The 24507-nt window shown below is 66.1% G+C and carries 20 protein-coding genes; 8 read left to right on the top strand and 12 right to left on the bottom strand.

Going from position 1 to position 24507, the window contains the following annotated elements; genetic code table 11:
- Positions 1-5: 5 nt before the first annotated feature.
- From B0G62_RS28365 to B0G62_RS28345, 5 genes are all read right to left on the bottom strand, one after another.
- Positions 6-2555: a mechanosensitive ion channel family protein gene (locus B0G62_RS28365; RefSeq protein WP_103707495.1), complete on the bottom strand. Its 2550-nt coding sequence runs from the start codon at positions 2553-2555 to the stop codon at positions 6-8.
- A 171-nt stretch (positions 2556-2726) separates the two neighbouring features.
- Positions 2727-3371: an NAD(P)-dependent oxidoreductase gene (locus tag B0G62_RS28360; protein ID WP_103707494.1), complete on the bottom strand. Its 645-nt coding sequence runs from the start codon at positions 3369-3371 to the stop codon at positions 2727-2729.
- A gap of 83 nt (positions 3372-3454) precedes the next feature.
- Positions 3455-3925, bottom strand: a complete 471-nt coding sequence (locus B0G62_RS28355) for an Rrf2 family transcriptional regulator (protein WP_103707493.1) — start codon at positions 3923-3925, stop codon at positions 3455-3457.
- Positions 3926-4034: 109 nt separating this feature from the next.
- Positions 4035-4553 carry a BCAL1086 family glycoprotein gene (locus B0G62_RS28350; protein ID WP_103707492.1) on the bottom strand — a complete coding sequence of 173 codons (519 nt, stop codon included), beginning with the start codon at positions 4551-4553 and terminating at the stop codon, positions 4035-4037.
- A 2-nt stretch (positions 4554-4555) separates the two neighbouring features.
- The gene (locus B0G62_RS28345; RefSeq protein WP_103707491.1) at positions 4556-5116 is read right to left on the bottom strand and encodes a GNAT family N-acetyltransferase; all 561 of its coding nucleotides are present in this window, start codon (positions 5114-5116) and stop codon (positions 4556-4558) included.
- A 59-nt stretch (positions 5117-5175) separates the two neighbouring features.
- Here B0G62_RS28345 and B0G62_RS28340 point away from each other — a divergent pair, with 59 nt between their 5' ends.
- Both B0G62_RS28340 and B0G62_RS28335 read left to right on the top strand, forming a co-directional pair.
- The gene (locus tag B0G62_RS28340) at positions 5176-5757 is read left to right on the top strand and encodes a DJ-1/PfpI family protein (RefSeq protein ID WP_103707490.1); all 582 of its coding nucleotides are present in this window, start codon (positions 5176-5178) and stop codon (positions 5755-5757) included.
- Between the two features lie 159 nt (positions 5758-5916).
- Positions 5917-6243: a hypothetical protein gene (locus B0G62_RS28335; RefSeq protein WP_103707489.1), complete on the top strand. Its 327-nt coding sequence runs from the start codon at positions 5917-5919 to the stop codon at positions 6241-6243.
- 71 nt (positions 6244-6314) lie between these two features.
- On the opposite strand, the gene B0G62_RS28330 is transcribed toward B0G62_RS28335, so the two are convergent.
- The gene (locus tag B0G62_RS28330) at positions 6315-8030 is read right to left on the bottom strand and encodes a sensor histidine kinase (RefSeq protein ID WP_103707488.1); all 1716 of its coding nucleotides are present in this window, start codon (positions 8028-8030) and stop codon (positions 6315-6317) included.
- A 488-nt stretch (positions 8031-8518) separates the two neighbouring features.
- Here B0G62_RS28330 and B0G62_RS28325 point away from each other — a divergent pair, with 488 nt between their 5' ends.
- Complete coding sequence (locus B0G62_RS28325; RefSeq protein WP_103707487.1) at positions 8519-9721, top strand: ammonium transporter; 1203 nt, start codon at positions 8519-8521, stop codon at positions 9719-9721.
- Between the two features lie 84 nt (positions 9722-9805).
- Here B0G62_RS28325 and B0G62_RS28320 read toward each other — a convergent pair whose 3' ends face one another.
- Both B0G62_RS28320 and B0G62_RS28315 read right to left on the bottom strand, forming a co-directional pair.
- Positions 9806-10543 (bottom strand): SDR family oxidoreductase, encoded by a 738-nt coding sequence (locus tag B0G62_RS28320; RefSeq protein WP_103707486.1) that lies wholly within the window; start codon positions 10541-10543, stop codon positions 9806-9808.
- A 133-nt stretch (positions 10544-10676) separates the two neighbouring features.
- A complete protein-coding gene (locus tag B0G62_RS28315) occupies positions 10677-11594 on the bottom strand; it encodes a LysR family transcriptional regulator (protein ID WP_103707485.1) in 918 nt (305 codons plus the stop codon).
- 733 nt (positions 11595-12327) lie between these two features.
- Here B0G62_RS28315 and B0G62_RS28310 point away from each other — a divergent pair.
- From B0G62_RS28310 to B0G62_RS28295, 4 genes are all read left to right on the top strand, one after another.
- A complete protein-coding gene (locus tag B0G62_RS28310) occupies positions 12328-13182 on the top strand; it encodes an IclR family transcriptional regulator (protein ID WP_103707484.1) in 855 nt (284 codons plus the stop codon).
- Positions 13183-13719: 537 nt separating this feature from the next.
- Positions 13720-15096: an MdtA/MuxA family multidrug efflux RND transporter periplasmic adaptor subunit gene (locus tag B0G62_RS28305; RefSeq protein WP_103707483.1), complete on the top strand. Its 1377-nt coding sequence runs from the start codon at positions 13720-13722 to the stop codon at positions 15094-15096.
- A 5-nt stretch (positions 15097-15101) separates the two neighbouring features.
- On the top strand, positions 15102-18263 hold the full coding sequence (locus tag B0G62_RS28300) for an MdtB/MuxB family multidrug efflux RND transporter permease subunit (RefSeq protein WP_244193408.1): 3162 nt from the start codon (positions 15102-15104) through the stop codon (positions 18261-18263).
- Positions 18264-18267: 4 nt separating this feature from the next.
- Positions 18268-21582 (top strand): efflux RND transporter permease subunit, encoded by a 3315-nt coding sequence (locus tag B0G62_RS28295; protein WP_103707482.1) that lies wholly within the window; start codon positions 18268-18270, stop codon positions 21580-21582.
- Between the two features lie 78 nt (positions 21583-21660).
- Here B0G62_RS28295 and B0G62_RS28290 read toward each other — a convergent pair whose 3' ends face one another.
- Positions 21661-22113 (bottom strand): Lrp/AsnC family transcriptional regulator, encoded by a 453-nt coding sequence (locus B0G62_RS28290; protein ID WP_103707481.1) that lies wholly within the window; start codon positions 22111-22113, stop codon positions 21661-21663.
- Positions 22114-22263: 150 nt separating this feature from the next.
- On the opposite strand from B0G62_RS28290, the gene B0G62_RS28285 reads away from it, so the two are divergent.
- Entirely contained in the window at positions 22264-22911 is a 648-nt protein-coding gene (locus tag B0G62_RS28285) for a LysE family translocator (RefSeq protein ID WP_103707480.1), read from the top strand.
- Here B0G62_RS28285 and B0G62_RS32765 read toward each other — a convergent pair.
- The 3 genes from B0G62_RS32765 to B0G62_RS28270 form a co-directional block, all read right to left on the bottom strand.
- A complete protein-coding gene (locus B0G62_RS32765) occupies positions 22826-23194 on the bottom strand; it encodes a hypothetical protein (protein WP_407671251.1) in 369 nt (122 codons plus the stop codon). The two genes, B0G62_RS28285 and B0G62_RS32765, sit on opposite strands and share 86 nt — an antisense overlap.
- A 38-nt stretch (positions 23195-23232) precedes the next feature.
- Positions 23233-23772 (bottom strand): hypothetical protein, encoded by a 540-nt coding sequence (locus B0G62_RS28275; protein WP_103707479.1) that lies wholly within the window; start codon positions 23770-23772, stop codon positions 23233-23235.
- 66 nt (positions 23773-23838) lie between these two features.
- Positions 23839-24306 carry a hypothetical protein gene (locus B0G62_RS28270; protein ID WP_103707478.1) on the bottom strand — a complete coding sequence of 156 codons (468 nt, stop codon included), beginning with the start codon at positions 24304-24306 and terminating at the stop codon, positions 23839-23841.
- Positions 24307-24507: the final 201 nt, after the last annotated feature.

Raw genomic sequence — 24507 nt, 5'->3', positions numbered from 1 at the left:
CGAACTCAGTTGTGTCCGGCCGTGGGAATCTGCGGCGGCGCGCCTTCCGGGCCGCCGGTCGGCGGCGGCGCCGGACGCGGTTCGTGTGAGGCGTCACGTACTACGGCGTCTTCCGGATGCGCCTGCGCCGCGCTCGCCTCTTCGTCAGGCCCATCGCCGGACATTTCGCGCTGCGCCTCGTCGCCGCTGCGCGACGACATATGCACCTGCATCTGCGGCACCGGCATCTCGATGCCCGCCTCGTCCATATGCCGCTTCAAACGCGCATTGAAGGCACGCGCCACGCTCCACTGCTGCAGCGGGCGGGTCTTGATCTGCCCTTTCACGACCATCCAGTTCGGATCGAAGCGATCGAGGCCCCAGACTTCCACGGGACCCAGAATCTCGCGCCGGTAGCGGAAATCGGCGACCAGTTCCGCGCCCGTTTCGCGGATCATGCGCGTGACCGTATCCAGATCGACAGCGAACGGCACGCGCACTTCGAACACCGCGAACGCAAAATCGCGCGAGAGATTCTTCACGATCTTGATCTGCGAGAACGGAATCGAATGGATCGCGCCCTGGCCGTCGCGCAGCCGCACCGTGCGGATCGACAGATGCTCGACGGTGCCCGCGTGGCCGTTGTCGAGATCGATCCAGTCGCCCACCGAAATGGTTTCCTCGATGATGATGAAGAGGCCGGTAATGAGGTCGGTCACGAGCGACTGCGCGCCAAAGCCGATCGCCAGGCCGATCACGCCCGCGCCCGCCAGCAGCGGCGTCACGTTGATGCCGAGATTGGCCGCCGTGACGATGCCCGCGATCGTCAGTATCGACACGAGCAGCGCGTTGCGCACGAGCGGCAGCATGGTGCGCGCGCGCGTGCTGGGCGCGCGGCCCTTGGTGCGCGGGCCGCTCGGATTGAGCGCTTCGAGAATCGCCGTGTCGATCACAATCCATACGAGCCACGCGAGGAACACCGTCGCCACGATCGCGAAGATCGCATGGGCAATGCCGCGCGCGGCGACGCTGGCCTCGATGATGCGCGCGAGCGATATGTCCCAGAGCCGCGCGCACGATTCGAAATACGCGAGCCAGATGAACAGCACGAGCAGCGTCCCGGCAAAGCGCAACATCCGCCGCAGATACGGCGAGCGCCGGCGCACGCGCGTGGGGTCGGGCCGCGTGATGCGCAGCACCACCGCCGACAGAAAAAACGCGAGCACCAGCAGAAGCGCCGTGACGACCGAAATCTGCAGCACGTTCTCGTTGCTGCTCAGGCCGCCGAGCGTCGCCGTGATCGATGCCGCCGCGAGCAGCAGCATCGGCAATTGCCACAGCGACGCGAGCACGTCGAAGACTTCGGTGAGCGCCTTGTGATCCTGGCGCAACTGATAGCTGCGGTTGCGGATCAGATGCGCGACCGGACGCCGGAAGCCGATCGCAAACGCCGCCGTGAGCACGGCGGCCGTCATGTTCGCAACGGTCGACACCAGCGCCGACAGATTCACGCCGAGCTGATGCGCGACCTCATAGTTCGTGGCCGCGTCGCCCAGCGCCGCGCACACGCCGATCGCCCATAGCAGGCGCCGCGCGTCGCGGATCAGGACGCGCACGGCAACGCGCCGATGCCCCGAGCCGAACAGCGAAAACATGATGAGACAGATCGCCGAGAACACCGCCCCCGCGACGATCGCATAGGCTATCACGACGCCGAGCGTGCGCCCGAGCGCCTGCGGCAACGCGCGCTCGACCACGAGTGCGCCGACAAACGCGACGATCCATGGCGCGACCCGGTGCAGCGCGAACATGAGCAGCTCGATCGTGGTGGGATTGGGGCGCAGCCCCGTATTCACGTCAAAGCGCCGGAGCATGCGCCGCTCCAGCCAGCGCAGGATGGCCGCGCAGGCGCCCCAGCCCGCCAGCATCGTGACCATGTCGAAGACGATGTGCCCGGGGCTTTCGCCCTCGCCGCCCGAGGCGAGCGCGTAGATCTCCACGCCGGCGGCGCTAAAGCGCCCGCCCCAGTAATGCAGCGGGCTGCTGCCGTGGCGCGCGTCGCTTTCGACCGAAGCCAGGCCCGAGGCAATCGCGCCCAGCAGACCCGACGTGACCGCCGCCACCCCCGAAGCCGGGGCAGGCGCGACGTTCTCCGAGACGTTGCGTAACTTCTTGAGCTGGGAGACGAGCGCGTTGCGCTGACGCTCGTTATCGAGCGTGGAGATCACGCTGTCGAGCGAGCGGTTGAATTCGGCCTGACTGGCGGGCGACGGCGCGGAGGCCGCGTCCGCCGCCGAGGCGCCCGACGCGCTCGCGGGTGCGCCGGTGATGAGGCTTTGCAGCGCGGGCAGGACCGGCACGGCAGCGGCGCCTGGCCCCGCCGCCGGCGCCGCGGCGCAGACGCACGCGCCGCAGCCCAGCGCGAGCCACATGCCCAGCACAACCAGGCGATGGAACAGGCGCCGGGCGCGACTTGCCGTGTGGTTAAACGCGTGGTTCAACGCGCGCGCGAGTGGCCCGGAACGCACAGCGGACGCCTGCGCGCCCGCTTCGTCCCGTCCGAGACATGGCTTCATGGACGTAGGGGCGAAATCAGGACGTTCCAGTGTAGCCGCAGACGCACAGGGCACGTCACGCGCAGGTCTGAAGAAATTGCAAGCGAATGCAAGCGCGCTTGAAGCGTGCTTGAGACGCGCTTAAGGCCGCTCAGGCATTCGCGTTTTCGTGCCGCCGCGCTGTTATTCCGATCAGTACGCGACCGTGGCGATCTGACGGATGAAGCGGCCCTGCTCCAGTTCGTCGACGAAGGCGACGGCGTAGTCCTCGGCGGAAATGCGGCTCTCGCCTTTCGCATCGGCGATCAGCGCGTTCGCGCCGGTGCGGAACGTGCCGGTGCGCTCGCCCGGGGCGATCAGCGCGGCGGGGGCGAAGAAGGTCCAGTCGAGATCCGTGAGCGGACGGTATTGATCCAGCGCGATGCGGTGCGCGAGTGCGATCGGCTTGTACGCATCGGGAAAACCTTCGGTATCGACGAGCTGCTTGCCCGGCGCCACTTCGAGCGACCCCGCTCCGCCCACCACCACGAGGCGCGTGACGCCCGCAGCGCGCGTGCCGTCGATCAGCGCGCGCGTCGCGGTCTGCAGATCGTCGAGCTGGCTCGTCGGCGGTGCATAGGCGCTCGCGACCACATCATGACCGCGCGCCGCCAACGCCACCTGGGCGGCATCGAGCAGATCGGCCTTCGCGGCCTGTACGTTCGGGCCCGCCGCGACGCGCTCGGGCTGGCGCACGAATGCGCTCACCTGATGGCCGCGACGCGCCGCTTCGGCGGCAATCCGCGAACCGACCATACCGGTTGCACCAAACAGGGCGATTTTCAGCGACTTGCTCATTTCCTGACTCCTGGTCGAAGAATTTACGTAACCACAACAGTTACATTTAAGGGTCCAAAAAACGGGGCGTCGCCCCGTTGGTTTCAGCGTGCGGCTGTCACGCCGCGTGCATTTTTGCCGCGTTCGAGCTTGCGCTCGCGGCGCCCCATCTCGTCGACGACCTGATCGAGCGTGCGAGCGGCAAGCGACGCTTCCATCGCGCGCTGCGCATCGTCGATGATGCCGCGCAACGAGACCTGGATGTGCCGCCCCACCATACAGGCTGGATTCGGCTCCTCGCGATGCATCGCGAAAAGCTGTGCATCGTCCACCGCACGGTAGACGTCCAGCAGCGTGATCGCCTGCGGCTCGCGCGCCAGCAGCGCCCCGCCGCCCGCGCCCAGTTGCGACGACGTGAGGCCCGCGTTGGCGAGCATCGTCAGAAGCCGCCGGATCAGCGCGGGATTCGTGTTCACGCTGCCCGCGATCATCTCCGAAGACAGCGGCGCGCCTTCCTGCAGCGCCAGCAGCGCGAGCACATGGACGGCAAAGGCGAAACGGCTGCTCGTATTCACGACGCATCGGCCGCGAACTGCGCGGCGGAATAAAGTGTAACCATCATAGATACATTAATTTTGTTCGTCAAGTGGACGGGGCCGATCGCGCGCCAACCACGCGGCTCGCTTACTCGCTCGCCCCCGAAGGCGCACTGGCCGCCGCGGAACCGCTTGCGGCCCAGCGCTGCAAGGAACGCCCCGCCAGCGACAGGCCGGTGCCCGTCGCCGCCGCGGCATTGCCGAGCAACGCATGGGCGGCGCTCGCCGCATCGCGCCACTGGCCGCGCGCCTGCGAAGCCAATTCGTCGCTGGAGGCATTCGCGCTGTCAGCGCCGCTGGCGATCGTGGCGCTCGCGCTATCGCTTTTCGACTGGATCTGCGCCTGGGCTTGCGAAGCGGTTTCGTCGAGTTTCTGCTGCGCTGCGCCGATCTGCTGGTTCACAAAGCTGGCCGCCTTGTCGAGTGTCTGCGCCGCCTGCGCAGCGGCCTGGCTCGCCGCGCTCTGGGCCGCCTGCTGCACGGCATCGGCCGATTGCTTGCCGAGATCGGGCGCCGACGCGTTCTGCTTGTCGCAGCCTGCTACGGCGAGCGCCGCACACACCAGCACCGGCACGCCTGCCCAACGATTCGATAACTTCAAAGACATGGTCATCCTGAAAAAGACACCGCATTCAGCGGCTTGCAAAGATGAAAACGCGGCAATGATACGCTGCCGCGCCGCACCGATTCCTGCGCCACCAGACAAAATCCCGCGCGCTCGAACACAGGCCGCGCAAGCGCGCTGGCGTCGGTGTCGAGCGTGATGGCCTGCGCGTCGCGCGCGAGCGCCTCAAGCCGGGCAATGAGCGCCGACGCCAGCCCGCGCCGCGTCCATGCGGGCGCGACATAAAGCATTTCCACGTGATCGCACGGAAAGAGCTGCCCAAACGCGGCGTACTCATCCGCGCTCAGCGCCACGAGCGTCACCCCGCGCGCGAGGCGCGCATCGAACCCGGCGAGGTCGTCCGCGCCCGCAGCCCACGCCGCACACTGGGCCGCATCGTAGTGCGATGCAGCAAGCGTCAGGATGGACGAGCGAAACAGCGCGGCCAACGGCTGGGCATCGCGGCCTGGTTCGTAGGTGCGCCAGGCGAGCGCGTCGCGCGTATTGGCCTGTCCCTCGGCGGGCGGGTCGAATTCGGCGGGCGGGTTCGTGAAATCGTCAATCATGCTGGAGTAGACTCCGAAAGGACAATAACCGTTCCACCATCTCAACCAGGAGTCAAGCGATGGCAGTCAAGAAGATTCTCTTCCTCACGGGCGACTTCGCCGAAGACTACGAAACGATGGTGCCGTTTCAGGCACTCCAGGCCGTCGGCCATAAGGTGGATGCGGTATGTCCCGGCAAGAAGGCCGGCGAGCGCATCAAGACCGCGATCCACGACTTCGAAGGCGACCAGACCTATACCGAAAAACCGGGCCACCAGTTCGCCCTGAACGCGAGCTTCGACGAGATCGACGCCAAGAGCTACGACGCGCTCGCCATCGCCGGCGGCCGCGCGCCCGAGTATCTGCGCCTGAATCCGAAAGTCATCGAGATCGTTCAATATTTCGCGGGCGCGAACAAGCCGATCGCGGCCATCTGCCACGCGGCCCAGCTGCTCGCCGCCGCCGAGGTGATTCGCGGCAAGCGCATTTCGGCCTATCCGGCCTGCGCGCCCGAAGTGCGTCTCGCGGGCGGCGAATATGCCGACATCGCCATTGACAGCGCCGTGACCGACGCGCCCTTCGTCACCGCTCCGGCCTGGCCCGCCCATCCCGAATGGCTGCGTCAGTTCCTCGTACTGCTCGGCACGCGCATCGAACCGTAAAGCCTGCAACGAGCGCGCGCTTTTGACATCGCAAGCGCGCGCCCATGACAATCTTTAACGTGAGCGGGCGAGAAATTAAGACGCATCTGATGCCGGTATCGATCTGCACTCCCGACAATGGCTTCTTTACGTATTGTCAAATTGCTGGAGTGTGTAGCGATGGCGCTCACGGACTGGGTTGTTCTTCTTGCGATTGCCTTGATGGCCATCGCCTTCTTCTGCCGACATTCGAGCCGCCGCAGCACGTCGGCCGAACGTGCGCGTCACGTGCGCGGCAGGCGTCTGCTGATCCAGGCGGCCGTGGCGCTGTGGGCCGCGCTGCTCATGCTGCAGCGCACCTTCGCCGCGCCAGGCGACATGCCGGTCGCGACCTGGCTGAGTCCGCGCGGTGAGCTGGCCATTGTGTTCGCGCTCGCGGCGATGGGCTGCCTGTGGTCCGTGCGCGGACATCAACTGATCAAGCAACGCCGGCTCTTTGCCTGCTGAGTCGGTTAGCGCGAAAACGCGGGCAACGCGCCCGCAGTTGACATCACTCTCGGCTTTATTGTTGGCTTCATTCAGGGCGCCGCCGGAGGCGCCGCCGCGCCCAGCACCGTAAGCTCCGCGCGCTCGCTGGCATCGCCGCCTCGCAATTCGCGCTCGTGCGCGGCCATCAGCGCAGCGGCTTCGCCAGGTGCCGGCGGCACCACCGCCAGGGCATCGGGCAGCGAGAGATAAAACGTCGTGCCCTCGCCCTCTACGGATTCCACCCAGACGCGGCCGCCGTGCCGCTCGACCATCCGCCGCACCAGCGCAAGACCGATGCCCTCGCCTGGCGCGACATTGCCGTGCATGCGCTGAAACGCCTGAAAGAGGCGTGGCAACGCCACCTCGGGAATCCCCAGCCCGTTGTCGCGCACATAGAAAATCTGCAACGACTCCACGCCCGGCGGCGCATTGGCCGTGCCGATTTCAACGCGCCCCTCGCGAGACGGATCGAGATAATTGAGCGCGTTGCCAATCAGATTGGCGAAGATCTGTTCGAGCGCGGTCGGGTCGCCCCACACCGGCGGCAGCATACGCACGCTGACCTGCGCCTGGCGGGCGCGCACGGAGGCATGCATCGCATCGACCACGCGCTGCACCAGTTCCTGCACGTTCACGCGCTGACGCCGGTACTCCACCCGCCCCACGCGCGCGAGCCGCAGCAGCGCGTCGATGATGTGCGAGGCGCGCAGCACCGCTGTCTGCAGATAGCGCAACGCCTCGGCGATATCCTCGTTGATGACGCGCTCGACACGCTCGCGTGCCTCGCGCGAAAGCGACGAGCGCGCCACCTGTTCGCGCAGATCGTCGCAGGCGTGCGTGAGTTCGCGCGAGAAGCCCTGCAGGTTCACGAGCGGCGCGCGCAGGTCATGCGACACGCTATGGATGAACATTTCGTTTTCCTGGGTCTGCTGGCGCAGATGCTCGTTGATCGAGACCAGTTGCTCTGCGCGGCGGGCCAGATCGGCCTGAAAACCCAGTCGCAGACGTTCCGCCTCCACGAGGCGCAAGCTGATCTGATGCAGCGTGAGATCGAGCTGGGCGATTTCGTCGTTACCACTCGTGAGCGGCGCAAGCGGCTCGTTGCCGGCAAGCCGGCCGGCGTTGTCCGAAAGCGCGTCGAGCCGCCCGCGCACGCCGCGCGTGAACAGCCAGACCGCCAGCGCCACCAGTACGATCGAGCCGATCACGGCGGTCATCACGAGCGTCTGCTGCTGCGCGCGCGCCTGTTCGGCGGACGCGACGCGCATCACGTCCAGGCGCCGCTCCTCGGTCTGGAACGCACTGACCTGGGTGCGTACGCGATCGAGCACGTCGAAGTCGGTGAAGGTGCGAAAGCGCTCGACGAGATCGGCGCGGCGCCCCGAATGCAGCAGATCCTGGACGCGATCCGACCACTGCCGGTAGCTTTGCACCGCCTGGCGGATCTGCACGGCGCGCGCGACCTGCGAGGGGTTGTCGGAGACGAGATCGACGAGCCGGTCGATGCGGCGGTCCACGTCCATCCAGGTCCCCACCGGCGTCGAAAAACGCCTGTCGCTTGCGGCCACCGCCCCGCGCAGCCTGACCGATTCGACCAGCACCGGTTCCAGCACGCGGCCCGCCTGCGCCAGCACTTCCTGACTGTGCTGCCCCATGCGCTCGGCGGCTTCCGCGTCGGCCTCGGCCTTGACGATGGCCGACAGCAAGGTCAACTCGAAAACGGCGGGGATCGCGATCAGCAAGAGCCCTTTGGTGGTGAGGCGCATTGAGTGGCGGTTCGGAGCGTCCGGACGGCGGAAGTGTCGATTCGCCATTATGTCGGCGTTTGTGCCCCGTGTGCGGCCTGTATGGAGGGAGCCGGCGTAACGTCGATCCCCGGCGATTTGCAGCGCGTTTTCGGCCGGTGCAGGCCGGCTGAAACGCGCCGTCCGTTTCGCCCTCCCGATTATTTCTAACTGCCGACAATTCATCGAAAAAGAAAGGCAAAACGAATAAATCGCCCCAATCTGGCGCGTCGCTTCACCAGCTTTGCGCGCAAGCACTGCAATTGTGCCGAGGCGGACCGCAAGCGGCGCGCACCAGCATGGAACCCATGCGCGATGCCGGCGCACGACGACGCTCCACAGGGGCCGCGCCGGTGCACGCACGCACTGTCAGAATGCCTCGTCCAGAGGCCGCGCTCACCATGCTGGCGCATCGCTGGCCCGCTTCTTGCTCATAACGCGCTCCTTTAGGGCATACGCAGGACGCAAGGATGGACAATCTCAAAACCGGCACCGATACGCTGTTTCTGCTGCTGGGCGCCGCCATGGTGCTGGCGATGCATGCGGGCTTCGCGTTTCTCGAACTCGGCACCGTGCGCAAGAAGAATCAGGTCAACGCGCTCGTGAAGATCCTCGTGGACTTCTCGGTCTCGACCATCGCCTATTTCTTCATCGGCTACACGATCGCCTATGGCGTGCAGTTCTTCTCGCCGGCGACGCTGCTCGCCGAGCACAACGGCTATCAACTGGTGCGCTTCTTCTTCCTGCTGACTTTCGCGGCGGCCATTCCGGCGATCGTCTCGGGCGGCATCGCGGAGCGCTCGAAGTTCAATCCGCAGCTGTTCGCCACCTTCGTGATCACGGGCTTTATCTACCCGTTCTTCGAAGGCATGGTCTGGAACAATCGCCTCGGCTTCGAAGACGCGATCACCCACGTATTCGGCGTGCCGTTCCACGACTTCGCCGGCTCGGTCGTCGTGCATGCGTTCGGCGGCTGGGTCGCGCTGCCGGCCGTCCTGCTGCTCGGCGCGCGCCACGGCCGCTATTCGCGCGATGGCCGCATCTCCGCGCATCCGCCTTCGAGCATTCCGTTTCTCGCGCTCGGCGCGTGGGTGCTCGCGGTGGGCTGGTTCGGCTTCAACGTGATGAGCGCGCAGACGATCGACAAGATCAGCGGCCTCGTCGCCGTCAATTCGCTGATGGCGATGGTGGGCGGCACGCTCTCGGCGTGGCTCGCGGGCCGCAACGACCCGGGCTTCACCTACAACGGGCCGCTCGCGGGGCTGGTGGCCGTGTGCGCGGGCTCGGACATCATGCATCCGCTCGGCGCGCTGGCGACGGGTGCCGTCGCGGGCGTGCTGTTCGTCTATATGTTCACCTGCGTGCAGAACCGCTGGCGCATCGACGACGTGCTCGGCGTGTGGCCGCTGCATGGTCTGTGCGGCGCCTGGGGCGGCATCGCGGCGGGCATTTTCGGCGCGCGCTGGCTGGGCGGAATCGGCGGCGTGTCGCTGGGCGCGCAGATCGTCGGCACGCTGGCCGGCATCGTGATGGCCTCGGCCGGCGGCTTCGTGGTCTACGGCGCGCTGCGCGCCACCGTGGGCCTGCGCATCGATCAGGAAGACGAGTACAACGGCGCCGATCTCTCGATCCACAAGATCACGGCGACGCCGGAGCGCGAATCGGTGTCCTGAGCGTCGGAATTGGCGTTGCCGTCATGCACAAGGCGCGAGCGGTTTTTCACCGCCCGCGCCTTTTTCATTGTCAGCGCCCGGCGATCAAAGCTGGCTCATCCCGCCATCGACGATGATCTCCGTGCCGACGATGAACGCCGACTCCGCCGCGCTCAAATGCAGCACCGTCGAGGCGAGTTCGGCAGCCGTGCCGAAGCGGCCCAGCGGGATCTGGCCCGCGAGCGCCTCCTTCGTGGCCTCGTCCATGCCGATCTTGCCGTGCAGCGGCGTGGTCACGGGGCCGGGGCTGACGACATTCACGCGCACGCCGCGCGGCAGCAGTTCCGCCGACAGCGTCTTCGCGAACGAGACCAGCGCCGCCTTGCTCGCCGCATAGACCGACGACGACGGCATGCCGATACGCGCGTTGATCGAGCCGTTGAGGACGATCGACGCGCCCACGTTCAGCAGCGGCAGCAGCGCCTGGATCTGGAAGTACGCGCCCTTCACGTTGGTGTCGAAGCTCTGGTCCCAGAGCGCTTCGTCGACCTGATCGAACGGCGCGAACTTCGCGACGCCGGCGTTGATGAACACGGCGTCGAGCCGCACGCCTTCTTCTTTGAGCGCGGCGGCCAGCTCACGCGAGGCGGCGGGCGAGGCGGCGTCGTTGCGATACGCCAGCGCGCCTGCGCCCAGGATCTTGCGAGCGGCGTCGAGCGCGGCTTCGTCGCGGCCCGTGACGATCACGCGCGCGCCTTCGGCGGCATAAGCCTGAGCGGTGGCAAAACCGATGCCGCTGGTGCCGCCGGTGACGAGGACAGTTTTGTTGGCAAAGCGATTCATGACGTTTCTCCGGTTTGGGAAGAGGGGTCCGTGCTGGACCGTAACGTCATGGTGCCGGGTGCGGCGGGCGTTGCCGTACGACCCGCGCGGTGAACACGTTCGAAATCTTCGAACATGTCGAGTCAAAGCAGCCTCAGGCGCTGACTTCGATTCCTTTTACAAGACGGCTGGCAAGACGCGGCTCGCGCAATCGGTCGATCCACCATTGCAGCGCGCGGCCCGGCCGTTCGGCGCGCCACGCCACGTAGAGCACGTTCGGCTCGCGCGGGCTGGCCGTGTCTTTCTCGATGAGTTCGCCGTTCGCCAGCAGTTTCGCGGCGCGCTCGCGCGGCACCCAGCCGACGCCCAGGCCATCGCGCTGCGCGAGGATCTTGGCGCGCATCGACGGCACCGCCAGCACGTCCTGCCCGCCGAGGAGCCCGTAAGCACGCCCGGGCGTATGCCGCGACGAATCGGCGACGGCCACGCCGCGCTCGGCCAGGATGCGCTCGCGCGTGAGCGGTCCAGTTGCGCCGGCAAGCGGGTGGCGCGACGCCACCGCGAACACCCACTCCATCACGCCCAGCTCGAACCAGTGCAGACCGGCGATCGCGGGCGGTTCGTTGGTCGCGCCCACGATCAGGTCGGCGCGGCCGTCGCGCAGCGCCTCCCAGGTGCCCGCCAGCACCTCGTGCGTGAAGCGCAGCCGGACGCCCGATCCGAGCGCGTCGAAGTCGCGCACGACCGGCATCAGCAATTCGAATTCGAGGATCTCGTCCGTGACGATCCAGAGGCGGTCTTCCCAGCCGTTCGCGACCTGGCGCACGCGCTGCGTCATGCGCGCGACGTCCTGCATCAGCCGCCCCGCTTCATCGGCGAGCAACTGGCCGGCGGGCGTCAGTTGCAGGCGGTAGTTGCGCCGGTCGAACAGCAGCGCGTCGAAGCGGGTTTCGAGTTGCCGCGCGGCATGGGACACCGTCGAAGGCGCCTTGTTCAGGCGCGCGGCGGCACGCGACAGACTGCCACTTTCGCGTATCGCTTCAAGCAGGGCCAGTTCGTCTTCGGATAACATATGCCGCTCCATCGAACGGGTCTGCGGCGATGGTACGGCAAAGCTCGCCGAACGGTTCACGCAGTGAGCACGACAAGCAGGATCGCCTGCGGAAATGCAGGCGGTGTGCGTCAGCGCACAGCGAAAAAAAAGCGCCACGTGTGAACGTGACGCTTTGAAAAGTTCTAGCCATTCCGAGGGCCGTGCTAGAACCTGAGAGCCGGTAATCGACCGCTGGATGGGGCCGGCCGCCAATCGTGGAGGGGAAGCGTTATTTATGCGTTATGCATAACCCGCGACACTTAAAAACCTCGCAAGAATCGCGAGGTTCGGGGTTCAGGCCGATGCTTCAAACCGACATCTGGATTCAAACCCTTGCCATACGACTGCGCCATGACCGCCGAAATCGTAACAACGCGCAACCTTGGTGCAAACCTGTTGATGGTTGTCAGGATTTCAGATCCTGTCGAAATAGGATTCCATTTTTTACCCATATGCTGACTAAGTCAAGCAAAATCTCGCCAGATTACGCGAACTATCAAACATAGCGGATTATGTTTTCCAGATATCGATGCGCCCCGCCTTTCCCCGCGCCGCCTGGCTTTCGTCGGATGGATGGGTCCGCGCGCCGGATTTAAGACCGCTCCCTTGCACGCGTCGAATTAGCATTCCATGCAATAAAAATTGAAATGGCGTTCCAGAAAACACCCAAAACAATACGCCAAACCAACAATCACACCTGAGAGCTTTGCCGATGACCTCCCACTCCCCCTCCCGCCACGACGCGGCGCGGGACCCCAAAGACAGCGGCGCCGACGAAGTCACTGCACTGGCACGCGGTCTTACGGTCCTGCGCGCCATCGCCGCCGCTGAAACGCCGCTCGGCAATCGAGAATTGACAGAACTTACCGGCATTCCCAAAGCAACACTCTCGCGCCTGACCGGCACGCTCGTCTCGACCGGTTTTCTGGCCCGCCTGCCCGACAGCGAGCGCTTCGTGCTGACCTCGTCGGTGCTGGAACTGTCGAGCGGATTCCTGCGCAACGCCGACCTGCGCGAGCGCGCCCGCCCCTTTCTGACCCGCCTCGCCGAGCGCACCGCCCTCTCGGTGCACCTCGCCGTGCGCGACCGGCTGGACATGGTGGTGATCGACGCGATCCGGCCGCGATCCGCCGTGCTCGTATCGCGCCTGGAAGTCGGCTCGCGTATCGACATGAGCCGCACGGCCATGGGCCGCGCCTATATGGTGGCGCTCGACACGGCCTCGCGCGCCGAGCTGACCGCGGCTCTGCAGGCAGCCGCCGGCAACGACTGGGGCTTTGTCGGCAGCCGCCTCGACGCCGCGCTGGCCGAGACGGCCGCGCAGGGTTACGGCATCGCGATCGGCGAATGGCACGAAGGCCTGAACGCCATCGCGGGCGCCTTTGCCGGCCCGAACGGCGAGCTTTATGGCATCAATTGCGGAGGCGCCGCCCAGCAGTGCCCGCGCGACTGGCTCGTGGGGCACGCGGTTCCGCTGCTGCGCGAATGCGTCGAGCGCATTGCGGAGGAAATCGGCGGCACGCCTCGCCTGCCTGCGTGCGTGCGGCCCGCGCCGCATTCGCGCTGAGCCTGGCTGCCTACACCAGAACGCCCCGTTTCTTACACAACACGGATACGACCTGTAACCTCCGTAACGCCTCGAAAGAAACAGCACTGGACGGTAACAAACGACGCAACGTAGCATCATGCTTTTCAGGTGGCGTGAGCTACTGGTAAGGCGTCGGTCAGTCATTAGTACGGTACGCTGCCGCGGGCGCTGCGCTTGCGTGGCGCCATCCGGCAACATCGCGGGCAACATCGCGGGCCATTCGACACAAGCGGCAAGGCGATAACGGCATCGGACCCGCGCGTCCCTCGCCAGCGCGTCCGTCAGGCGAGGCCTTGCCGTCCATCGCCATCAGCCAGCCCGCCTTATCAGGCCAGCCAGCCGCATCAGGGCCGCCAGCCGCCACCTGACATCAAGCTTGCGCGCATCTCGCGTAGCATCGGCAACCGTGCCCGCATCCGCGGCCGTTGCTTCGTGCCCGCGCGCGCCAAACCGCTCAACCGACAAGCACGTCCTTACGCACGTCACTGTCACCGTTACTCGCAACCGACCTGACCGATGGATCAACAAGAAAAGCGCCCGGATTCCCCTCGTCGAGACACGCCGCCCTCGCCCGCCACGGGCGCTGCGGCGCCGCGCAAGAGCCGCGGCAAGCTGATTGCGATTGCAGTCGTGTTGATCGTTGCCGCCATCGTGCTGCTGCGCTGGCAGCCATGGAACCGCAACGCGAACGGCGCGGGCGCCCCCAACGCCGCGAGCGGCGGCGGCCGCCACATGGGGCGCAGCGGCGCCAGTGCATTCGCCAACATGCCGCAGCCGGTGAGCGTGGCCACGGCCACGGCGGGCGACATGCCCATCGTCATCACCGCGCTCGGCACGGTCACGCCGCTGGCCGACATCACGGTGCGCACACAACTGTCGGGCACGCTGCAAAGCGTCAATTTCCAGGAAGGCCAGATGGTCAACAAGGGCGACGTGCTCGCCCAGATCGATCCGCGCCCCTATCAGATCTCGCTTGCCAACGCCGAAGGCCAACTCGCGCGCGACCAGGCGCTGCTCGCCACCGCCCGCCTCGACCTCAAGCGCTATCAGACGCTGCTCGCGCAGGACTCGATCGCGAGCCAGCAGGTCGATACGCAAGCCTCGCTCGTCAAGCAGTACGAAGGCACGGTCAAGTCCGATCAGGCCAACATCGACACCTACAAGCTCGATCTCACCTACGCGCGCGTGACGGCGCCGGTGTCGGGCCGCGTCGGCCTGCGCCAGGTCGATCCGGGCAACTATGTGACGCCCGGCGACACCAACGGCCTCGTCGTGCTCACGCAGTTGCAGCCGATCAGCGTGATCTTCACGACCTCGGAAGACAATCTGCCGTCGATCATGAAGCAACTGCACGCGGGCACGAAGATGTCCGTCGCCGCTTACGACCGCAGCAACACCACGCTGCTCGAAAACGGCTTCGTGCAGACCATCGACAACCAGATCGACACCACGACGGGCACCGTCAAGCTGCGCGCGAGCTTCGCCAACAACGACCAGTCGCTGTTCCCGAACCAGTTCGTCAATGCGCGCTTGCTGGTCGATACGATCCACAATGCCGTGATCGTGCCGACCTCGGCCGTGCTCAACGGCTCGCAGGGTCAGTATGTGTACGTCGTGAAGCCCGACAACACCGTGACGGTGCGCGTCGTGAAGGTCGGCCCGGTCGACGCCGAGCGCACCAGCATCGCCTCGGGTCTCGCGGTGGGCGAGCGCGTCGTGATCGACGGTTCGGACCGTCTGCGCGAAGGCGCGAAGATCACCATTCCGGCCGAACATCCGAGGCACGCTTCGGGCGCGAGAGGCGCATCCGGCGCTTCGTGGGCCGGCGCGGCATCGGGCGCATCGGGTGCGCACCACCATCGCCGCCACGCCTCTGAGACTTCGGGCCAGTAAGCCGCATGAATCCGTCCCGCGCTTTTATCCTGCGGCCGGTCGGCACGGCGCTGCTCATGGCGGCGATCATGCTGGTCGGCCTCGTCGCCCTGCGCTTCCTGCCGCTGTCCGCGCTGCCCGAAGTCGATTACCCGACCATCCAGGTCCAGACCTTCTATCCGGGCGCAAGCCCCGACGTGATGACGTCGTCCGTGACCGCGCCGCTCGAACGCCAGTTCGGGCAGATGCCGTCGCTCAACCAGATGTCGTCGCAAAGCTCGGCGGGCGCATCGGTCATCACGCTGCAGTTCAGCCTCGACCTGCCGCTCGACATCGCCGAACAGGAAGTCCAGGCCGCCATCAACGCGGCCGGCAACCTGCTGCCCTCGGACCTGCCCGCGCCGCCGATCTACGCCAAGGTCAACCCGGCCGACGCGCCGATCCTTACGCTCGCGATCACCTCGAAGACGCTGCCGCTCACGCAGATCCAGGATCTCGCCGACACGCGCCTGGCGCAAAAGATCTCGCAGGTGGCGGGCGTCGGTCTCGTGAGCCTGTCGGGCGGCCAGCGCCCGGCCGTGCGTATCCAGGCGAACCCGCGCGCGCTCGCGGCCTACGGCCTGAATCTGGACGACCTGCGCACCAGCATCTCGAACCTCAACGTCAACACGCCGAAGGGCAACTTCGACGGCCCGACGCGCGCCTACACGATCAACGCGAACGACCAGCTCACCGACGCCGACGCCTACAAGGACGCCGTGATCGCCTATCGCAACGGCCGTCCCGTGATGCTCACCGATGTCGCCAACATCATCCAGGGCGCCGAAAACACCAAGCTCGGCGCGTGGGTGGACGACACGCCCGCGATCATCCTGAACGTGCAGCGCCAGCCCGGCGCGAACGTGATCCAGGTGGTCGACAACATCAAGGCGCTGCTGCCGCAGTTGCAGGAGTCGCTGCCGCAGTCGCTCGACGTGCAGATCGTCACCGACCGCACCACCACGATCCGCGCCTCGGTGCGCGACGTGCAGTTCGAGCTGCTGATGTCGGTCGTGCTGGTCGTGCTGGTGATGTATCTGTTCCTCGCCAACATCTACGCGACCATCATTCCGAGCCTGTCCGTGCCGCTCTCGCTGATCGGCACGCTCGCGGTGATGTATCTGTGCGGCTTCTCGCTCGACAACCTGTCGCTGATGGCGCTGACCATCGCGACCGGCTTCGTGGTGGACGACGCCATCGTCATGATCGAGAACATCGCGCGCTACGTGGAGGATGGCGAGACGCCGCTCGAAGCGGCGCTCAAGGGCTCGAAGCAGATCGGCTTCACCATCATCTCGCTGACGGTCTCGCTGATCGCCGTGCTGATTCCGCTGCTGTTCATGGGCGACGTGGTCGGCCGCCTGTTCCACGAATTCGCGATCACGCTCGCCGTGACCATCGTGATTTCGGCCGTCGTCTCGCTCACGCTCGTGCCGATGATGTGCGCGAAGATGCTGCGCCACACGCCACCCACCGAAAGCCGCCGCTTCGAGACGCGTGTGCATGCGTTCTTCGACTACGTCATCGGCCGTTATGGCATCGCGCTCGAATGGGTGCTGGAGCGCCAGCGCCTCACCATGCTGGTGTTCGTGATCACGCTGGTGCTCACGGGCTTTCTCTACGTGGTGGTGCCCAAGGGCTTCTTCCCGGTGCAGGACACGGGCGTGATCCAGGCGATCACGCAGGCGCCGCAGTCGGTGTCGTATGCGTCGATGGCCGAGCGCCAGCAAACGCTCGCGCGCGACATCCTCAAGAACGACAACGTGGAAAGCCTCACGTCGTTCATCGGCGTGGACGGCTCGAACATCACGCTCAATAGCGGGCGCATGCTCATCAACCTGAAGCCGCGCGACGACCGCAGTGAAACAGCCAGCGAGATCATCCGCGATCTGCAGCAATCGACGGCGCATGTGCCGGGCGCCACGCTCTTCATGCAGCCGGTGCAGGATCTGACGATCGACTCGACCGTCAGCCCGACGCAGTACCAGTTCATGCTGACGACGCCCAACATCCAGGACTTCACGACCTGGGTGCCCAAGCTCGTGCGCCGCCTGCAGCAGGTGCCCGAACTCGCCGATGTCGCAACCGATCTGCAGGATCAGGGCTCGTCGGTGTTCATCGAGATCGACCGCGCGAGCGCGGCGCGCTACGGCATCACGCCCGCCACCGTCGACAACGCACTCTACGACGCCTACGGCCAGCGCATCATCTCGACGATCTTCACGCAGTCGAACCAGTACCGCGTGATCCTCGAAGCCGATCCGGTGATGCAGCACTACACCGATTCGCTGAACTCGATCTACCTGCCCTCCTCGACGTCAACGACGGGCCAGGTGCCGCTCTCGGCCATCGCGAAGTTCCACGAGCGTCCCGCGCCGCTGCTGGTCTCGCACCTCTCGCAGTTCCCGGCCACCACCGTCTCGTTCAACCTGGCGCCGGGCGCCTCGCTGGGCGCCGCGGTCAAGGCGATCCAGCAGGCGGAGCAGGACATCGGCCTGCCAGGCTCGTTCCAGACGCGCTTCCAGGGCGCAGCGCTGGCATTCCAGGCATCGCTCTCGAACGAGCTGTTCCTGATCCTCGCGGCCATCGTGACGATGTACATCGTGCTGGGCGTGCTCTACGAGAGCTTCGTGCACCCGATCACGATACTTTCGACGCTGCCCTCGGCCGGGATCGGCGCGCTGCTCGCGCTGATGATGACCGGGCACGACCTCGACATCATCGGCATCATCGGCATCGTGCTGCTGATCGGCATCGTCAAGAAGAACGCGATCATGATGATCGACTTCGCGCTCGACGCCGAACGCAACGAAGGCAAGCCGCCGCGCGAGGCGATCTATCAGGCGTGTCTGCTGCGTTTTCGCCCGATCATGATGACGACGATGGCGGCGCTGCTCGGCGCGCTGCCGCTCATGCTCGGCACCGGTGCGGGTTCCGAATTGCGGCGGCCGCTGGGTATCGCGATCGCGGGTGGTCTGATCGTGTCGCAGGCGCTCACGCTGTTCACGACGCCGGTGATCTATCTGGCGTTCGACGCGCTCGCGGCGCGCATGCGCAGGCGCTTTGGCGGCGGCGGGTCTAATCCAAACCCGCCAAACCCGCCCACGCCGCCCACGCCGCCGGCACCTTCGTCCAGCGCGGAGCATTGACGCGATGAATCTCTCGCGCCCCTTCATTTCGCGCCCCGTCGCGACCACGCTGCTTGCGCTGGGCATCGCGCTCGCCGGTCTGTTCGCGTTCACGAAGCTGCCGGTGGCGCCGCTGCCGCAGGTGGACTTCCCGACCATCTCGGTCCAGGCGACGCTGCCGGGCGCCAGCCCGGAAACCGTGGCGACCAGCGTGGCGAGCCCACTGGAGCGGCACCTCGGCTCGATCGCGGACGTCACCGAGATGACCTCGCAAAGCTCGGTGGGCAGCACGCGCATCACGCTGCAATTCGGCCTGAACCGCGACATCGACGGCGCCGCGCGCGACGTGCAGGCCGCCATCAACGCCGCGCGCGCCGACCTGCCCACGAGCCTGCGTTCGAACCCGACCTACCACAAGGTCAATCCCGCCGACGCGCCGATCCTGATCCTCGCGCTCACCTCGCCCACGCTCACGGCGGGTCAGCTCTACGACTCGGCGGCCACCGTCTTGCAGCAGTCGCTCTCCCAGGTCGACGGCATCGGCGAAGTGGACGTGAACGGCTCGGCCAACCCTGCGGTGCGCATCGAACTGGAGCCGCACGCGCTGTTCCATTACGGCATCGGCCTGGAAGACGTGCGCGCCGCGCTTGCGTCGGCCAATGCCAACAGCCCGAAAGGCGACATCGAATTCGGCCCGCAGCGCTTCCAGCTCTACACCAACGACCAGGCGAGCAAGGCCAGCCAGTACAAAGACCTCGTGATCGCCTATCGCAACAACGCGGGCGTGAAGCTCTCGGACGTGGGCGAAGTCGTCGATTCGGTGGAGGACCTGCGCAATCTGGGCCTGACCAACGGCAAGCATTCGGTGCTCGTGATCCTCTACCGCCAGCCGGGCGCGAACATCATCGAGACCGTGGACCGCGTGATCGCGATGCTGCCGCAACTGAAGGCCTCGCTGCCCGCCAACGTCGAGGTGATCCCCACCTCCGACCGGTCGGTGACGATCCGCGCCTCGCTCAAGGACACCGAGCGCACGCTCATCATCGCCGTGGCGCTGGTCGTGATGGTGGTGTTCCTGTTCCTGCGCAACTGGCGCGCGACGCTGATCCCGAGCGTCGCCGTGCCGATCTCGATCATCGGCACCTTCGCGGCCATGTACCTGATGGGCTTTTCGCTCGACAACCTGTCGCTGATGGCGCTGACCATCGCGACGGGCTTCGTCGTCGACGACGCCATCGTGGTGCTGGAAAACATCTCGCGGCACATCGAAAGCGGCGTGCCGCGCATGAGGGCCGCATTGCTCGGCGCGCGCGAAGTGGGCTTCACGGTGCTGTCGATCTCCGTCTCGCTGGTGGCCGTGTTCCTGCCGATCCTGCTGATGGGCGGCATCGTCGGGCGGCTCTTTCGCGAATTCGCGCTGACGCTCTCGCTGGCCATCGCGGTGTCGCTGGCCGTCTCGCTCACGCTCACGCCGATGATGTGCTCGCGCCTGCTCGAAGAAGCGCACGAGAAGAAGGAAGAAGGCCGCTTCGCGCAATGGCTCGAACGCCATTTCCTGCGCCTGCAACACGGCTATGAACGCACGCTCGGCTGGGCGCTCGGGCATCCGCTGCTGATCCTGATGGTGCTGCTCGCCACCATCGCGCTGAATGTCGTGCTCTACGTGATCGTGCCCAAGGGCTTCTTTCCGCAGCAGGACACGGGGCGCTTGACCGGCGGCATCCAGGCCGACCAGTCCACCTCGTTCCAGGCGATGAAGGTGAAATTCGCCGAGATGCAGCGCATCGTCCAGGCGAACCCGGCCGTCGATTCGGTTGCGGGCTTCACGGGCGGCCGCGCGACCAACGCGGGCTTCATGTTCGTCTCGCTCAAGCCCAAGAGCGAGCGCAAGCTTTCCGCCGACGAAGTGATCGCGCAACTGCGCGGGCCGCTCTCGAACGTGGCGGGCGCGCGCACCTTCCTGCAGTCCGTACAGGACATCCGCGTGGGCGGCCGCCAGTCGAACGCGCAGTACCAGTTCACGCTGCTCGCCGACAACACCACCGATCTCTACAAGTGGGGGCCGAAGCTCACCGAAGCCCTGCAGGCGCGCCCCGAACTCGCGGACGTGAATTCGGACCAGCAGCAAGGCGGGCTGGAATCGATGGTGACGATCGACCGCCAGAGCGCGGCGCGCCTGAACATCACGCCCTCGCAGATCGACAACACGCTGTACGACGCGTTCGGCCAGCGCCAGGTCTCGACCATCTACAACCCGCTCAACCAGTACCACGTCGTGATGGAAGTCGCGCCGCAATACTGGCAAAGCCCGGAGATGCTCGACCAGATCTGGGTCAGCACCTCGGGCGGCACGGCGAGCGGCGCGCAAAGCACCAATGCGACGGCGGGCACGGTCAGCGGCCCCACGGCCATGACATCGAGCGCATCGACCGGCGGCACGAGCGGCACCACCAGCTCGAGCGCCGCGGCGCTGGCCGCGAATTCCGCGCGCAACCTCGCGACCAACTCGCTCGCGGCGAGCGGCAAGTCGAGCGCGTCCTCGGGCGCGGCGGTGTCCACGGCGAAGGAAACGATGATCCCGCTTTCGGCGATCGCCTCGTTCGGCCCAGGCACGACGCCGCTGTCGGTGAACCACCAGAGCCAGTTCGTGGCGTCGACGATCTCGTTCAACCTGCCACCGGGCAAATCGCTCTCCGACGCGACCGAGGCCATCTATGACACGATGGCCGAGATCGGCATGCCGCAGACCATCCACGGCAGCTTCCAGGGCACGGCGCAGGCGTTCCAGCAGTCGCTCGACAACCAGCCGATCCTGATCCTCGCGGCGCTGCTGGCCGTGTATATCGTGCTGGGGATTCTGTACGAGAGCTATATCCATCCGCTCACGATTATCTCGACGCTGCCGTCAGCGGGCGTGGGTGCCCTGCTCGCCCTGCTGCTCTTCAAGACGGAGTTCAGCATCATCGCGTTGATCGGCGTGATTCTGCTGATCGGCATCGTCAAGAAGAACGCGATCATGATGGTCGACTTCGCCATCGAGGCGTCGCGCCAGGGCCTGAATTCGCGCGATGCGATCTTCCAGGCGTGCATGCTGCGCTTCAGGCCGATCATGATGACGACGATGGCGGCGCTGCTGGGCGCACTGCCGCTCGCGTTCGGGCGCGGCGAAGGGGCGGAGCTGCGCGCGCCGCTGGGGATTTCCATCGTCGGCGGCCTGATCGTGAGCCAGGTGCTCACGCTCTATACGACGCCGGTGGTGTACCTGTATATGGACCGGCTGCGCGTCTGGTGGGACACCAGGCGAGGCAAGATCGCACCGCCGCCGCGAGCGGCGGAATAAGCGGTCGGTTCCGCAGAGAGTCCGGGCGGCTGGAGCGAAAGCTTCAGCCGCCTTTTTACTTGATGGCGTGCATCTTGTTTAAAGCGGCAGCGGCCGGTCCTGAAAAATGCTCTTCATGACGAGCGTGGACGTGAGGCGCAACACGGAAGGCAGCGGCAACAGGCGGCGGTCATAGAGCGTCTGGAACGCCTTCAGATCGCGCGTGACGACGTGCAGCATGTAATCTGGCTCGCCGAAGAGGCGCTCGGCGCGCGTGATCTCGGGAATGTCGATGAGCGCGTCCTCGAAATCCTGCACGTTTTCGCTGCTGCCCTCGCGCAGCGTCGCGAATACGATCGCCGAAAAATTCAGTCCGACCGCTGACGGCTCGATCGTCGCGCGATACCCGCTGATGATCTGCGTGCTCTCCAGCGCGCGCAGGCGCCGCTGGCAGGGCGAGAGGCTCAAGCCCACGCGCTCGCTCAGTTCGGTGAGTGAAAGTCGTCCATCCTGCTGGATCTCAGCAAGAATCTTGCGGTCAATGGCATCCATGCGCGAAATATTAGCGCCCTTTAGCGCCTGCTGACAAGAAACAGGGAGCACTTCCCTGCTCGAAAACCCTAATATTTGCGGCCTTGGCGCTCGTGCAGGCATGGCTCGTCGGAGCGGCGCATCACCGGAAACAAAAAGGGAAGTACAGCAGTGCAAGCAAGTTTGTTGACCGCGTTCTGGATCGTCTCGTTCTCCCTCGTCATGGTTCCGGGAGCGGACTGGGCCTATGCGATTTCGGCGGGGCTGCGCGGACGCGTGGTCGCGCCGGCAGTGGGCGGCATGCTGCTCGGCTATCTGGCGATCACGCTGGTGGTCGCCGCGGGCGTGGGCACGCTGGTCACGAGCGTGCCGGCGGTGTTGTCGGTGCTGACCGTGGCGGGCGGCGCGTATCTGCTCTGGCTGGGCGTGAAAACCTTGATGCGGCCGGCTTCGCAACTTTCGGCGGACGACGGGCCGGGTCAGGCGGCGGGCCAAAACAGCAGGCAAGGCTGGGCGCTGCGCGGTTTTGCGATCAGTGGGCTCAATCCCAAGGCGATCCTGCTGTTCGTCGCGCTGCTGCCGCAATTCACGCGGCCCGGCGCGGGATGGTCGGTATCGGTGCAGATCGTGGTGCTCGGCGCGCTGCATATGCTCAACTGCGCGTCGGTCTATTCGGTGGTCGGGCTGGGTTCGAAGGCTGTGCTGAGCACGCGGCCCAAGGCCGCGCGGATCGTCAGCCAGCTCTCCGGCGCGGCGATGATCGTGGTGGCGGTGCTGCTGTTCGCCGAGCAGGTTTTTGCGTTTGCGCGCCACACTTGAGCGCTCGCGCGGCACGTCTGAGGGCGTCAGCCGCCCTCAGACCCGCCCGCCTCATTTCCATCGGCAGGCACCGCACCAGCAGATGCAGCACGAGCGGCACGATGATGCCGTCGTCGATCACGCCCGCCACCGGCAGCGCGATATTGAACGGGTCGAGCGCATAGAGCGCGAGCAGCGCCGTCGCCGGCAGCAGCCACACCGGCCGGCCGGGCTGACGCAGCGCGAACCACAGCACGCGCGCATCGCCCTTCACGATTCTCCACAGCAACGCCAGACGCTTCATCTCTCACTCCTGCGCGCAATCAAGCGCTTTCTTCCGCCTCAATGCGTCCCATGTCCCGGCGCATCCGAGCGCGAGGTCCGCACTACCAGCCCGTCCGGCGAAAAATGCGCATTGAACATGCCATCGCCGGTCACGCCGCCTTCGGCCCAGTGCCAGCTCCACACTTCCTCGTGGCTCAGCGCGTATTTCGCGACTTCGGCCGGCTTGCCGAGCAGGCGGCGCACATCGTCCTGCGCCATGCCGGGCACCACCTGGGCAATGTTCTGCGCCGTCAGCGCCTGGGTCATCGCGACAAGCTTGCCGTCCGCGTCGAAATCGAGCATCCACGTGTTCAGGCCATTCGGGCCGCGCGGATATTCGAGCCGTTCGGTGCCGTCGTCGTTCTGCCAGACGATCTCGGGCTTGCCCGCCTGGCGGCGCACGTCCTCGACGCTCGACACGCCGATCTTCAGGCCGCCGAACGCCATCGAGTCCGGCTTGATCGCGTTGACGGCGTCGGCGACTTTCTGCTGGTCGCAGGCGCTGAAGAGCGTCGCGCTCGCGGCGAGCGCGAGGCCGAGGCAACAGGTACGCAACATGGGCAATCTATGCACGGACAGTGAGAAATCAAGCATAAGAATCAGTCAGTTACAAAACGGTGGCGTTCAGAGCTTCTGCGCGATCGCGAGCGTGAAAACGCGCGCCCAGCGCTTCGCCTCGCGCTCGCTGGGCATCGGCAATTGCCAGAGCGGCTTGCGCGCGTCGGCCACGCGCAGCGCGACGTGCCAGCCGTTCGCGTGGCGCTGCGGCAGCGCGCCTTGCAGGTCAGCGAAGATGTAGGCGCCGTGCTGCTCGCCTTGCGTGATTTCGCAAAGGCGCTTGTCGGCGGCGAGCCTCGCTTCGCCCCACGCTCCCGCGACGCGATGAGTCCAGTCGCCCTCGCCATGCAGGTTGCGCGCGACGTCGCGGCGGCGGCGCAGCCAGTGCGCAACGAACGCGATGACGATGGCCGCAGCCACCACGGCGGCGCCAATCGCAACTGCACTGCCGAATTGCGCGGCGATGGCGTGATACGACCACACCACGCCATACACGAGCGCGGCGAATACGAAGAGCAGGACGAAGATGGGCATACGGAAACGGATTGCGCGAACGCGCTACGGCGCGCGCCAACCGGGCGCCAGGGCGGAAGTCAGAACGGGAAACCCGCACGATACCAGCGCGCGGAGGCCCGCGCATATCGGATACATCGGGATACATCGGCCCTGCGCCTAAAGCTTGTCTCATCGCAAGCTTGTCTCATCGCAAGGCCGTCACACGCGAGGGACCGCGCC

Source organism: Paraburkholderia eburnea (assembly GCF_002917095.1).
Taxonomy (GTDB): Bacteria; Pseudomonadota; Gammaproteobacteria; order Burkholderiales; family Burkholderiaceae; genus Paraburkholderia; species Paraburkholderia eburnea.
Note: the sequence above shows the minus strand (reverse complement) of the source record. Positions and strands in the feature narration are given on the sequence as shown.

Coding starts and splice junctions, on each gene's coding strand:
- B0G62_RS28365 (WP_103707495.1), bottom strand. CDS start 2,555: ATGAAGCCATGTCTCGGACGGGACGAAGCGGGCGCGCAGGCGTCCGCT.
- B0G62_RS28360 (WP_103707494.1), bottom strand. CDS start 3,371: ATGAGCAAGTCGCTGAAAATCGCCCTGTTTGGTGCAACCGGTATGGTC.
- B0G62_RS28350 (WP_103707492.1), bottom strand. CDS start 4,553: ATGTCTTTGAAGTTATCGAATCGTTGGGCAGGCGTGCCGGTGCTGGTG.
- B0G62_RS28345 (WP_103707491.1), bottom strand. CDS start 5,116: ATGATTGACGATTTCACGAACCCGCCCGCCGAATTCGACCCGCCCGCC.
- B0G62_RS28340 (WP_103707490.1), top strand. CDS start 5,176: ATGGCAGTCAAGAAGATTCTCTTCCTCACGGGCGACTTCGCCGAAGAC.
- B0G62_RS28335 (WP_103707489.1), top strand. CDS start 5,917: ATGGCGCTCACGGACTGGGTTGTTCTTCTTGCGATTGCCTTGATGGCC.
- B0G62_RS28330 (WP_103707488.1), bottom strand. CDS start 8,030: ATGCGCCTCACCACCAAAGGGCTCTTGCTGATCGCGATCCCCGCCGTT.
- B0G62_RS28325 (WP_103707487.1), top strand. CDS start 8,519: ATGGACAATCTCAAAACCGGCACCGATACGCTGTTTCTGCTGCTGGGC.
- B0G62_RS28320 (WP_103707486.1), bottom strand. CDS start 10,543: ATGAATCGCTTTGCCAACAAAACTGTCCTCGTCACCGGCGGCACCAGC.
- B0G62_RS28315 (WP_103707485.1), bottom strand. CDS start 11,594: ATGTTATCCGAAGACGAACTGGCCCTGCTTGAAGCGATACGCGAAAGT.
- B0G62_RS28310 (WP_103707484.1), top strand. CDS start 12,328: ATGACCTCCCACTCCCCCTCCCGCCACGACGCGGCGCGGGACCCCAAA.
- B0G62_RS28305 (WP_103707483.1), top strand. CDS start 13,720: ATGGATCAACAAGAAAAGCGCCCGGATTCCCCTCGTCGAGACACGCCG.
- B0G62_RS28300 (WP_244193408.1), top strand. CDS start 15,102: ATGAATCCGTCCCGCGCTTTTATCCTGCGGCCGGTCGGCACGGCGCTG.
- B0G62_RS28295 (WP_103707482.1), top strand. CDS start 18,268: ATGAATCTCTCGCGCCCCTTCATTTCGCGCCCCGTCGCGACCACGCTG.
- B0G62_RS28290 (WP_103707481.1), bottom strand. CDS start 22,113: ATGGATGCCATTGACCGCAAGATTCTTGCTGAGATCCAGCAGGATGGA.
- B0G62_RS32765 (WP_407671251.1), bottom strand. CDS start 23,194: ATGAAGCGTCTGGCGTTGCTGTGGAGAATCGTGAAGGGCGATGCGCGC.
- B0G62_RS28275 (WP_103707479.1), bottom strand. CDS start 23,772: ATGTTGCGTACCTGTTGCCTCGGCCTCGCGCTCGCCGCGAGCGCGACG.
- B0G62_RS28270 (WP_103707478.1), bottom strand. CDS start 24,306: ATGCCCATCTTCGTCCTGCTCTTCGTATTCGCCGCGCTCGTGTATGGC.